We start from the raw sequence: 10,668 nt of genomic DNA on the forward strand, positions 1-10,668 counted from the left end.
AGTGACACGCCACTTCGGCGTGCCCACAGGCATATCCGCAGGTCAACCTACATATTCGTGCCCTAGTCGGCACCGCCAACTGTGGAACTCAGGCTTCAGAACGCAGCGGTTTCAGGAACCCGGTAGTCGCATGACGCCTACCCGTGCGGAAATGATGGCGTCCGTCGGTACCTGAGATCACTGCTGCGTTCCGACAGCCGTGATGGTCCTTCTGTTGCCGTGCGCCTACTGCGCCCGCTTGTCGTCGCCGCAGTCATGGCCAGCTCGTCCGCCAACTGTGGCGCTCAGCCACACCCGCGTCGCATCCGAAGCGTTCGTCGTCGAGGACGGCCCGCGCGTCACCTGGCCGACAGCGCAGTTCATACGACGCTGGTTGCACGTGCCGTCCGGCCGGTCCCCGGGGACCGGGGTCTCCGCCCTCCCCGCGCGCCATGTTCACGAGCACGCATCGTCACCTGTTTGACTGGTGACGAATGCCGTGTAATAGTCGCCGCACGGGCAGACCACGGTGAGGGCGCAAAGCAGTCGCCTTGCCGCAGCCACTACGGCACAAGGGTCAGTACGTCGCGACGAATCGAGGATTTTCCGTGATCGACAGGCGCACCTTCAGCAAGGCTGTGGGCATAGGCACGGGCGCGGCCGCAGCTTCGCTGACCGGCTTGCAAGGTCTTCCGACTGCCTCTGCTGCCACGCAGGACGTCAGGAAGACGCCGCCGACCGTGCCTGTGGTCAGCCCCGGTACGCGCGCCTCATTTGCCTCGATCAAGCAGATCAAGGCCGGTCTGTTGAACGTCGGCTACGCCGAAATGGGCCCCGCGCACGGTCCCGTGGTCATCTGCCTGCACGGCTGGCCCTACGACATCCACAGTTTCGTCGACGTCGCTCCCCTGCTGGCGGCAGAGGGCTACCGGGTCATAGTTCCCTACCTTCGCGGGCACGGCACGACGCGCTTCGTTTCCTCTCGAACATTCCGGAACGCCCAGCAGTCGGCGATCGCTCTCGACATCATCGCCCTGATGGACGCGCTCCATATCGAGAATGCCGTTCTCGCCGGCTTCGACTGGGGGTCGCGCACCGCTGACATCATCGCGGCGCTCTGGCCCGCGCGCGTCAAGGCGCTGGTCTCGGTGAGCGGATACCTCATCACAAACCTCGAGGCCAACAAGCAGCCCCTGCCGCCCAAGGCGGAATACGCCTGGTGGTACCAGTATTACTTCGCCACGGAGCGGGGCCGCCTCGCCATGCAGGACAAGGCGAAGCGGCACGACCTGGCGAGGCTGATCTGGGACACGGTCTCCCCGACGTGGGACTTCGACGACGCCACGTTCGAGCGCACGGCTGCGGCCTTCGACAACCCCGACTACGCCGACATCGTGATTCACAACTACCGTTGGCGGCTGAGCCTCGCCGACGGCGAGCGCCGCTACGACCGTTTTGAGCGGCAACTTGCGGCACGGCCGGTCATCGAGGTGCCCACCATCACCCTCGATCCCGAGCGCGATCCCTTCACCGCGCCTGGCAATGGCTCTGCGTACCGGGACCGGTTTACGGGCAAGTACGACCATCGCACGCTGACGGGCATCGGCCACAATCTGCCGCAGGAAGCGCCGACGGCTTTCGCCCAGGCCGTCGTCGATGTGGACGCCTTCTGACGCGGTATCGGCCCGCGCCGTCTCCGGCATCGCGGAGGGCGCCGCCGAGATCGTCAACATCGAAGGAGTGGTGAACATGGCAGAGCAGCCGAAGCGAACATCCCAGGGCGCGCCGGTGGGGCGGCGGGCGATGCTGGGCGTGCTCGCCGCGGGGGCTGCGGGGCTCGCCGCCGCGCCCGCCTTGCAACGCGGCTGGGAGGGATTCCTCGGCGCCGCCTCCCAGGTCGATTCGACCGGGCTCACCGGCCTGCTGCCGAACCCGGGCGGCTTCCGGTACTACAGCGTCGTCGCGTCAGTGCCCCGCAAGGACGCAACCAACTACGAGCTGCGGATCGACGGCCTGGTCGACCGGCCGAAAACGTACACGCTTGCGGACCTGCGTGCGCTGCCGCAGACACGGGTCGTTCATGACGTTCTCTGCACCGACGGGTGGCGCGTGGAAGACACGCCCTTCGAAGGGGTGAAGCTGTCGCACATCCTCGACGCCGCCGGAGTGCGGCCGGAGGGCAAGGCGGTGCGCTTCACCTGCTTCGACGGCGCCTACAGCGAAAGCCTCACCCTGGAACAGGCTCGCCGCTCGGACGTTCTGGTGGCCCTGAACATGCAGGACAAACCGATCACCCACGAACACGGCGGACCCGTCCGCCTATACGTGGCCCCGATGTACTTCTACAAGTCGGCCAAGTGGTTGTCCGGTATCTCGGTCACCGACGAGGTCGTTCCCGGCTACTGGGAGGAGCGCGGATATGCCATCGACGGTTGGCTCGACGGGGCCGACAGAGGCAGCGGCGACTCGGCGGCCTGAGCAACCCGGCAAGATCCGCCGGTTCAGCCGTGCCGAGCGGCTGGTGCACCGTGCCACCGGCTGGCTGATGCTGCTGTGTCTGATGACCGCAGCCTGTCTGTACCTGGGGCCGCTCGCCCAGCTGGTCGGCCGGCGCCATCTGATGGTCACCGTCCATGAATGGTCGGGCATCCTGCTGCCGCTTCCCTTCTTCCTCGGCCTCCTGTCACCCGCCTTCCGTGCGGACCTCCGCAGGCTGAACCGCTTCGCGGAGTACGACAGACACTGGCTGCGTGCCGCCCGCAGGCGTCTCGTATCGCCAAAGGCGCGTCCCGCCGGCAAGTTCAACGCAGGCCAGAAGATTTATGCGGGCTGGATCGCCGGAGCTGTGCTGGTGATGATGTTCACCGGCCTGCTGATGTGGTTCATGGGTCTGCTTCCCTTCATTTCCCGAACCAGCGCCATCTTCATTCATGACTGCCTCGCCTGGGGGGTGGCTTTCGTCCTGATCGGGCACATGCGGAAGGCATACGGGGACCCGGAGGCGAGACTGGGAATGCGCACCGGCTACGTCGACCCTGCATGGGCGGCGCGGCACCACTCAAAGTGGCTGGAGGAAGACCGCGCGGACCTCATCACCGAGAGCTCGAACAACGATTGACGCAAATCGCACATGTGACAGGTGACCAGCGGGGCGTCGAGGTCCAGGAGCAGCCCGGGCAGCATGCGTACCGCAACCCGGGCTGTCCGGCCCGCCCGTACAGGCAAGAGCGGTGCGCCCGGTTGCGAGCACCAGTAGGCCCGTCGACTGATCGCGGAACTCCGGCGACTGACCTTTGATCAGATTCGGCACGCCGGCGTCACGGCGGGAGCCGAGCTGCGGTGACCAGTACATGCGAGGAATAGGACCATCAGGCCGGCTTCGGCGCGACGCCGAGCTGCGCCAGAATTCCCAGCTGGTCCGAGCTGCCCCACCGCTCCACGATCTTGCCGGAGTCGTCGAAACGAGCGATCTGCACACCCCGGGCCGACACCTGGCGGTCTGTGGCCGCGATCCCTTGGAACTCGCCCTGATGTGTGCCGCTGAGCGTGTAAGCGATGCTCACCTTGTCGTCGTCGGCAACCAGCGCATCGGCCGAGACGGTCAGGTCCGGAAACGCCGCTCGCATCATGGCGAAGAACGTTTTGAAGCCCTCTACGCCTGGCTCCTGCTCGGGCGCAGGGTCGTGGTCGACGACATCCTTGGCGAACACCTCGTCGAGCTGATCGATCTTGCCCGAGTTGACCAGCTCAGCCAGTCTCTCCTGCGCAGCGATATTGCGACGAGCAGTCATGGAAGCAGCTCCCTAGGTCACGTCACGAGCGGGCTGTCGAGGCGATACCCGATGCCGCATCGGTCAAGGCACCACCATGCCCGCCATCGGTCCATGCCGCATCCCGGCACCGGCCGGCTCGGTTGTGAGCGTCAGCGCGTGACATTCGGGGTGACGCAGGCTGGACTGACGAGTGTGACACCGTGCAGAGACCAGCCGCCCGAGCCCACTCCGAGACGGTCGGCCGATGTCCGGTCACCGCGCCCGGCCGGCGAGGTCTGGTGGTCGCCACCGTCGGCGCACCCAACCGCGACACGATGGCGCGCCGCGGCGACCTCGAGGCCTTTCTGGCGTAAATATCTGCTGATCGTGCCGAATATCCCTATCGCTGCAGATCTACGAGAGGTGGCACCATGGACGGGATCGCCGACATGGGGGGAACCGAGGGATGGGGCCCCACTCATCCGCCGCGCGCCGACGAGCCGGCCTTCTCGGAACCCTGGCAGGGCCGGGCATTCGCGCTGACGCTGCTCTCCATCCAGCTGGCCGGACTGAACGTGGACGCGTTCCGGCATGCGATAGAGCGCTTGGACCGAACTGCCTACCTGGCCGACGGCTACTTCGGCCGCTGGCTCAACTCCGCCGAGCTGATGCTCACCGAGAGCGCCGTCCTGGCACCGAACGCGATCGGTGCCCGCGCCCGCAACCTGCGCGGCGAACGGGTCGAGGAACCACCGATCCCCGAACCCTCCAAGCCCGGCTATGCACCGACCGCCGAGGGCTCGCTGCGCACCGTGGACGAGGCGCCGGCATTCGCCGTGGGCGAGCGGGTGCGTGCCAAGAACATGTCGCCGACGGGACACACCAGGCTGCCGGGCTATGTGCGCGGGCACACCGGAGTCGTCGCGCTCATCCAACCGGCCTCTGTCCTGCCCGACACGAACGCGCACTTCCAGGGCGAGAACCCGCAGTACGTCTACTCGGTGTGGTTCGACTCGCACGAGCTGTGGGGCATCGACGCCGAACCGTTCACACTCACCATCGAGATGTTCGAGAGCTACCTGGAGAGGACCGCATGACCACCGGCGAATCCGCTGAACGCATTCCCGCGCCACTGCGTACCGAGGCTCTCGAGCAGCTGCTCACCGAGCGGGGCCTGGTCGACCCGAGGGCGCTGGACAAGATCATCACCACCTATGAGACCAACGTGGGCCCGCTCAACGGGGCCAAGGTGGTCGCCAAGGCATGGACCGACCCGGAGTACCGGCGGTGGCTGCTCAACGACGGCACCGCCGCCATCAAAGAGCTGGGCTTCATCGGGACGCAGACCGAGCACATCGTTGTCGTCGAGAACACCGCTACCACCCACCACGTGGTGGTCTGCACGCTGTGCTCGTGCTACCCGTGGCAGGTGCTCGGCCTGCCACCGAGCTGGTACAAGGACCCGGCCTACCGTGCGCGGGTGGTCAAGGAGCCGCGCAAAGTGCTGTCCGAGATGGGCCTCGAACTCGCCGACGACGTACAGATCACCGTCCACGACTCCAGCAGCGAGGTGCGTTGGCTGGTACTGCCCGAACGCCCGGCCGGCACCGAGGGCCTGTCCGAGGACCAGCTCGTGCCGCTGATCACCCGCGACGCGATGGTCGGCGTCGCCAGGATCGAGGCGCCGTGACTGCCCCTCTGGAGGTCGAGGGCCCGGCCGCGCCGCCGCGCTCCAACGGCGAGCTGGTGTTCGCCGAGCCGTGGGAGAGCCGTGCCTTCGGCATGGCCGTCACCCTGTACGAGGCAGGCGTGTTCACCTGGCCACAGTTCCAGGCGGCGCTGATCGCCCGGATCGCACGCTGGGAAGCGACACCGACCGAGGGCGCGCACTGGAACTACTACCACCACTGGCAGGGCGCGCTGGAAGACGTGCTCGCCGGCGGCGGCGCCGTGCCGGCCGACGAGGTCACCACGCGCGCCCAGGCACTGGCCCAGCGCCCCACCGGCTACGACCACGACCACCCGCACTGACCCGCACCCACCATGAGCCGGGCCCGCGGCCGGGTGCCACTACGCCCACATCGCCGACACCGACCCGAGCGCCACTCGCAGTCGCCGAGGCGGAGTAACACGCCGGGCATCCTCTGCGGTGGAGCGGGCTGAGACCGCAGCACGGCCAGCACGGACGCTGTGATCCTCACCGCCGTCGAGAGGGAACAGCTGCCTCTCCCCGGCGCTTCCGGTACTCAGCCGGACAACGGCGTGGCAGGGCCCTGCGTCAGGCCGGGCCCTTTCGCGCCGTCGGGTGAGGTGACCAGCCGGATTCGAGGCGGTTCAGAAGAGTGCGGAAGGCAGCTGTTGCCCGGTCCATGTCGTCGTCGGCGAGCGACGCGTAGAGCAGTCCCACGACGGCGTCGACCAGCAGGGCGGCCTCGTTCCGGGCGCGTGCGTCGGACATGCCGAGGCGGACGAAGAGGGGGGTGAACAGATCCGTCCACTCGGTGATCACGTCGCGCATGAGGGGCCCGTACCGGTCCGGGTGAAGCACACTGGCCGTCATCAATTCGAACTGGAGCGGCATCACGGCACGGCGGTCCGGACTGCGGAACTCCTCCCACAGCTCTTCCACGCAGCGCCGCAGGCCCGCCGCGTCCTCGGGGGCGCCGGAGGAGTCGGGTACACCGCGAAAGCGCAGGAGCGGGCGTCGTTCATCAAGGGACAGCGCCTCCGAGACCATGCGTTCCTTCGTGCCGAAGTAATAGAGGAGCATGCGGTCACTGGTGCCCAGTTCCCGGGCCAGCGGGCGCAGGGACAGGCCCGCCAGTCCGTTGCGGAGCACGTACGCGCGGACGCGGCGCAGCAGGTCCGCTCGTTTGGCTGGGTCAGCCGGTCGTGGCATGGAGGCTCCTCACCTATGTCCGATTCATCCTGAACTTTACCGTAGCACCCGCTACATGTATATTTGAACGTAGCGACCGCTACACGAACCGTCGGGTTTGCAAGGAAGGGACTGATCAGCATGGCCGCCCAGGACGCTGCTCCGGGTAGTACGAGCGCCTCCAAGGGCGCCTCGTCTTCCTGGTTCGCCCGCCAGCTGGCCCTGTGGTCGCATGTCATGGAGCCCTTGCGACCACTGAGCGCTCCCCGCGCCCGCGCCACCGCCCGGGACGCCTCCTGGCCCCTGGCGCCGGAGCTGATCTCGGTCAGCCGTGCCCGCCGACTGGCGACCGCGCAAGTGGGCGAGTGGAGACTGAACGAGCTGGCCGACACCGTCGAGCTACTGGTCAGCGAGACGGTCACCAACGCCCTGTGTCACGCGCGCGGCCCCGTGCGGCTCAATCTCCGGCTCTGCGGCTCCCACCTGCGGTGCGAGGTCGAGGACACCAACTCCGCCGCCCCGGTGCGCCGCACCGCCTGCGCCGACGCGGAGGGCGGGCGCGGCATGGAACTCCTCGACCTGCTCGCCGAAGCCTGGGGCATTTCCCGCACCGCCACCGGCAAGACCATGTGGTTCGAACTGCCGGTCCCCGCGCCCGAGCGGACCTGCCCGCCCGACGGCCTCTGAGGCCGTGGAAGCGGCGCAGGACGTACTTCGGATTCACGGTGAGGACGGATACCGAGCCAAGTGGGTCCAGCACTCCTTCCCAGTCGCCGCCTTGCAGGACCTCCGCCTGCACATGAGGGACGACTCCTGCGACCTCCCGCACGAGGTGTTGAACCCGTAGTCGACCTGCTTCATCCCTCGACGTCGCACTATTCGTCAGCCTGACGTGAATCCCGGTCGAACCTACCGTAGGTAGCCCTAGTCAGCCCCTGCTCTGCGATGCTGGAGGTCGATCGAGAGGGGCCGCAGCAATGCCGTGGAAGAGTGAGGTCCCATGGCGACCACCCGCATCGGCCTCGACCGGCTGCCCGCCTCCGCCCGGGCCGCCGTCGAGCAGCACACCGGCCCCCTGCTCACGGTCGTGGAGGCCTCCGAGGGCTTCAACAGCGAGTTCGCCGCTCGCGTCACCTCCGCCACCGGGACCTGGCACATCAAGGGCCTGTGCACCGATCACCCCCGCGCCTGGACCCAGTGTCGGGAGGCCACCATCGCCCCCTTCCTCACCGGGGTCGCTCCCGCCCTGCGCTGGCGCGTCGAGACCGCAGGATGGGACCTCCTGGGCTTCGAAGCCCTCGACGGCCACCACGCCGACTACGCCCCCGGCTCCGCCGACCTCCCCGAAGTCGCCGCGCTCCTGTGTCGCCTCGGCGAATCCCCCTGCCCGGACATCGAACTGCGCCGCGCCGAGCAACGTTTGGAACGCTACACCGCAGACCCCGACGACCTCCGCTTCTTCGCCGGAGGCCACCTCCTGCACACCGACCTGAAACAACGCCAACGTGCTCGTCAACGACCGTGCCCCGCAAGGTGATCGGGCGCACCTCGTCGACTGGGCCTGGGCCACGCGGGAGTAGGCGATGGACAGCGCGCCCCCGGTCCGCCATGCTGCCTTGGCGATCATGCGCCGGCGGTGGCTGCATTGTGTGAGGGGTGGGGATTGGTGGAGCAATCGCAGGTCGAGGCTGTGCCGCCGGAGCGCATCCGCTACCGGTATACGCGCCTCCAACACATACTGCCTGTTCTGCCCCTCCTCGTCGTCGTCGGGGGCACGAAGGTCTGGGATTGGATGACCTGGAAGCCCACTGGGGCTGAGATAGCCGAGTCGCTTGGTATGTGGGGCGCCACGCTGTTCGTGATGCTGATCGTCGGGCAGTACGTCGGCGTCACTCTCACGGAGTCGACGGCCATCGTGCACAACCTCCGCCGCCGGACCATCCGGTGGTCGAACGTCCAGGCCATCCGCGTCGAACCTTTCCAGGGGATCCGGACCGTCGTGCTCTACGAAGCGAGTGGCCGTCGTACGCGCCTGCGGGCACCGATCACCGGGTTCCTCAACTGGGATCGTGGGTTCGAGGAGAAGTTCCACACGATCGGTAGGTGGTGGCTGGAGCACCGCGGACCGGATTGGGCGCCTGTCCCGGTTCCGGGGGCGCAGTTGAGCGGCCCACTGGCGCCCGACGGGAACCCTTTCGCCTCTCCCACGTAGTCGGCGGTTGGTCCGCGCACCTCAGGCGGTGGGGCGGGGTCCGTACGCTGGTTGGCGACTCGGGCAGGCTTGCGCCCTGTGGACGTTCACGTGGTCCGGCTCTGGCGAAGATCTTGTGATCTGCTTGCGCGCAGACGGGCGGCAGTTGCCCTTGCCGGACGTCCTCATCGAGCCGGGGCCAGGCAAGATGAGTCGCTATCGTGCTGCCGTGACCGGTTCTGTGCAACGCCCGCTGCTCTTCCTCGATGTCGACGGACCACTCATTCCATTCGGGGCGGCGTCTCAGGAGTATCCGACGTATCAGAGTGGTCTCGCGCCGCGGGAGGCCGACTCGAATCCGCTTCTGGCCAGGATCAATCCTGAGCTCGGACCTCGGCTGGCTGCGCTCCCGTGCGATCTGGTCTGGGCAACGACCTGGATGGCCGACGCGAACGAGTGCATCGCGCCATGGATCGGCCTGCCGGAACTGGCCGTGGTGATCTGGTCGGAGCCGTCCGACGTTGATGAGCAGGACGAGTGGAACGGCTTGCACTGGAAGACCCGGGGCCTTGTCGACTGGGCGGCGGGGCGTTCATTCGCCTGGGTCGACGATGAGATCACCGATACTGATCGAGCCTGGGTCTCCGCACACCATCGAGGACATGCTCTTCTCTATCGTGTCGATCCGGGTCGGGGTCTCACCGATCCTGACTTCGTCGCCCTCGATGCATGGCTGCGACGGACGGCCGGGCTGTAAGGCGCCTGAGCCCCGGAGCGCCCGGAAGCAAGGGATAAGAGGTCGTCAGCCCAGGTCACGTGCCGAACCGCGCGTGACATGAAATGATCACGCCGCGCTTGGATGCATGGTCGCAAACCACTGCGAAGTTGGCATCCAACAACACCGACGGGATCAATCCCGTTTGCTGAGGGGGGTACATGATGGGGAAGCCCACCATGATTCTGGCGGGTGTCGTCGGGGCGTCGCTGCTGTGCGTCGGCGGTTGGTTCGTGACCGGCGCGTCCGGGGACAATCCATGGCCGGACTCCGGCCCGGTGTTCGGTGACGGCAAGGACCGCTATCGCAGTTCCACGGCGGCGGACTGGGTGTCCAACGCGGACCATGTCGTCGTGGCCACCGCAGTGTCAGAGAAGGATGTTCCTCCCGCGCAGATCGATATCGACCGAGGTGAGGGCCTCATCGGCCGCTCGGTCGAGATGCGCGTGGATCAGGTGCTGTGGTCACGCGAAGGTGCCGGGCATCCGGCACCGCAGACCTATGCGCGGCAGTCCACTGGCTGGGTCTTCGACGACGAACCCGCCAACCGTCACGAGTACGCTCTGCACGGACGGCCCCGGATCGAACCCGGCCACAGCTATGTGATCGCCCTGCACTGGGAGCCCGCCAGGTGCTCCGAGGGTGACGAGCCCGACGCCGCCGGCTGGGTCGGCCTCGGTTCGGGATCCACCCTGCCTTTCGACGAAGGCACGCTCGGTAAGGGAGAGTTCGAGGGGACCGAACGTCCCGCCCCATCTCCGTCAGCCGCCGCCCGCGCCACCACCGGCGACGGTGCCCCTGTAGCCGATCTCCTCACCGGGCAAGGAGCGGACAAGATCAAGGAGCTCCTGGCCACGGCGTCCCCGACGTCCACACCCACCACCTCGTCAGGGGCGCCGAGCGCGGGCTCATCCGTCCCCACCACGTCGGGAACCTGCTGACACAGGGCGCACCGCAGGGGCGTCCCTCGTTGGAGGTGTTCCTCCTTCAACTCCTGCGAGGGGCTGGTGCACCCGAGGGCCGGCTCACCCGCCTGCCCTAAGCTTGGCTTTAAACCCCACCAAGATCATTTCTTGGTGGGGTTTGTCGTTCG

General features: G+C 67.3%; 13 protein-coding genes and 1 pseudogene. 12 read left to right on the forward strand and 2 right to left on the reverse strand.

Going from position 1 to position 10,668, the window contains the following annotated elements; genetic code table 11:
• Positions 1 to 587: 587 nt before the first annotated feature.
• The 3 genes from ABZV38_RS37595 to ABZV38_RS37605 all read left to right on the forward strand — a co-directional run bounded on the left by ABZV38_RS37595 (position 588) and on the right by ABZV38_RS37605 (position 3,097).
• Complete coding sequence (locus tag ABZV38_RS37595) at positions 588 to 1,652, forward strand: alpha/beta hydrolase (protein ID WP_356333097.1); 1,065 nt, start codon at positions 588 to 590, stop codon at positions 1,650 to 1,652.
• Between the two features lie 130 nt (positions 1,653 to 1,782).
• Positions 1,783 to 2,457: a molybdopterin-dependent oxidoreductase gene (locus ABZV38_RS37600; protein WP_356333120.1), complete on the forward strand. Its 675-nt coding sequence runs from the start codon at positions 1,783 to 1,785 to the stop codon at positions 2,455 to 2,457.
• Entirely contained in the window at positions 2,399 to 3,097 is a 699-nt protein-coding gene (locus tag ABZV38_RS37605; RefSeq protein ID WP_356333099.1) for a cytochrome b/b6 domain-containing protein, read from the forward strand. The genes ABZV38_RS37600 and ABZV38_RS37605 overlap by 59 nt, the downstream gene beginning before the upstream one ends.
• 250 nt (positions 3,098 to 3,347) lie before the next feature.
• Here ABZV38_RS37605 and ABZV38_RS37610 read toward each other — a convergent pair whose 3' ends face one another.
• Positions 3,348 to 3,770 carry an ester cyclase gene (locus ABZV38_RS37610; RefSeq protein WP_356333101.1) on the reverse strand — a complete coding sequence of 141 codons (423 nt, stop codon included), beginning with the start codon at positions 3,768 to 3,770 and terminating at the stop codon, positions 3,348 to 3,350.
• Positions 3,771 to 3,952: 182 nt separating this feature from the next.
• Between ABZV38_RS37610 and ABZV38_RS37615 the strand changes: the two genes are divergently transcribed.
• Genes ABZV38_RS37615 through ABZV38_RS37630 form a run of 4 tightly spaced genes read left to right on the forward strand, consistent with a single transcriptional unit; the run spans position 3,953 to position 5,762 of the window.
• Positions 3,953 to 4,105, forward strand: coding sequence for a hypothetical protein (locus ABZV38_RS37615; RefSeq protein ID WP_356333103.1), 153 nt, complete (start codon positions 3,953 to 3,955; stop codon positions 4,103 to 4,105).
• 57 nt (positions 4,106 to 4,162) lie between these two features.
• Positions 4,163 to 4,828, forward strand: a complete 666-nt coding sequence (gene nthB, locus ABZV38_RS37620) for a nitrile hydratase subunit beta (protein WP_356333105.1) — start codon at positions 4,163 to 4,165, stop codon at positions 4,826 to 4,828.
• A complete protein-coding gene (nthA, locus tag ABZV38_RS37625; protein WP_356333106.1) occupies positions 4,825 to 5,421 on the forward strand; it encodes a nitrile hydratase subunit alpha in 597 nt (198 codons plus the stop codon). The genes nthB and nthA overlap by 4 nt, the downstream gene beginning before the upstream one ends.
• Positions 5,418 to 5,762 (forward strand): nitrile hydratase accessory protein, encoded by a 345-nt coding sequence (locus tag ABZV38_RS37630; protein ID WP_356333108.1) that lies wholly within the window; start codon positions 5,418 to 5,420, stop codon positions 5,760 to 5,762. Before nthA ends, ABZV38_RS37630 begins: the two co-directional genes overlap by 4 nt.
• Before the next feature lie 247 nt (positions 5,763 to 6,009).
• On the opposite strand, the gene ABZV38_RS37635 is transcribed toward ABZV38_RS37630, so the two are convergent.
• Positions 6,010 to 6,630 (reverse strand): TetR/AcrR family transcriptional regulator, encoded by a 621-nt coding sequence (locus ABZV38_RS37635; RefSeq protein WP_356333110.1) that lies wholly within the window; start codon positions 6,628 to 6,630, stop codon positions 6,010 to 6,012.
• 120 nt (positions 6,631 to 6,750) lie between these two features.
• Between ABZV38_RS37635 and ABZV38_RS37640 the strand changes: the two genes are divergently transcribed.
• From ABZV38_RS37640 to ABZV38_RS37660, 5 genes and pseudogenes are all read left to right on the forward strand, one after another.
• Complete coding sequence (locus ABZV38_RS37640) at positions 6,751 to 7,296, forward strand: ATP-binding protein (protein ID WP_356333112.1); 546 nt, start codon at positions 6,751 to 6,753, stop codon at positions 7,294 to 7,296.
• Positions 7,297 to 7,609: 313 nt separating this feature from the next.
• Positions 7,610 to 8,183 (forward strand): annotated as a pseudogene (locus ABZV38_RS37645) (aminoglycoside phosphotransferase); the annotation flags it as partial.
• Positions 8,184 to 8,401: 218 nt separating this feature from the next.
• Positions 8,402 to 8,821, forward strand: a complete 420-nt coding sequence (locus ABZV38_RS37650) for a hypothetical protein (RefSeq protein ID WP_356333114.1) — start codon at positions 8,402 to 8,404, stop codon at positions 8,819 to 8,821.
• A gap of 208 nt (positions 8,822 to 9,029) precedes the next feature.
• Positions 9,030 to 9,557, forward strand: a complete 528-nt coding sequence (locus tag ABZV38_RS37655; protein ID WP_356333116.1) for an HAD domain-containing protein — start codon at positions 9,030 to 9,032, stop codon at positions 9,555 to 9,557.
• Positions 9,558 to 9,736: 179 nt separating this feature from the next.
• Positions 9,737 to 10,516 (forward strand): hypothetical protein, encoded by a 780-nt coding sequence (locus ABZV38_RS37660; protein ID WP_356333118.1) that lies wholly within the window; start codon positions 9,737 to 9,739, stop codon positions 10,514 to 10,516.
• Positions 10,517 to 10,668 lie beyond the last annotated feature (152 nt).

Source organism: Streptomyces sp. NPDC005181 (genome assembly GCF_040608395.1).
Lineage (GTDB): Bacteria > Actinomycetota > Actinomycetes > Streptomycetales > Streptomycetaceae > Streptomyces.

Excerpts from the sequence above, each read along its gene's own strand:
- ABZV38_RS37650 (WP_356333114.1), top strand. The coding sequence starts at position 8,402 with ATGACCTGGAAGCCCACTGGGGCTGAGATAGCCGAGTCGCTTGGTATG.
- nthB (WP_356333105.1), top strand. The coding sequence starts at position 4,163 with ATGGACGGGATCGCCGACATGGGGGGAACCGAGGGATGGGGCCCCACT.
- ABZV38_RS37640 (WP_356333112.1), top strand. The coding sequence starts at position 6,751 with ATGGCCGCCCAGGACGCTGCTCCGGGTAGTACGAGCGCCTCCAAGGGC.
- ABZV38_RS37610 (WP_356333101.1), bottom strand. The coding sequence starts at position 3,770 with ATGACTGCTCGTCGCAATATCGCTGCGCAGGAGAGACTGGCTGAGCTG.
- ABZV38_RS37605 (WP_356333099.1), top strand. The coding sequence starts at position 2,399 with ATGCCATCGACGGTTGGCTCGACGGGGCCGACAGAGGCAGCGGCGACT.
- nthA (WP_356333106.1), top strand. The coding sequence starts at position 4,825 with ATGACCACCGGCGAATCCGCTGAACGCATTCCCGCGCCACTGCGTACC.
- ABZV38_RS37660 (WP_356333118.1), top strand. The coding sequence starts at position 9,737 with ATGATGGGGAAGCCCACCATGATTCTGGCGGGTGTCGTCGGGGCGTCG.
- ABZV38_RS37635 (WP_356333110.1), bottom strand. The coding sequence starts at position 6,630 with ATGCCACGACCGGCTGACCCAGCCAAACGAGCGGACCTGCTGCGCCGC.
- ABZV38_RS37600 (WP_356333120.1), top strand. The coding sequence starts at position 1,783 with ATGCTGGGCGTGCTCGCCGCGGGGGCTGCGGGGCTCGCCGCCGCGCCC.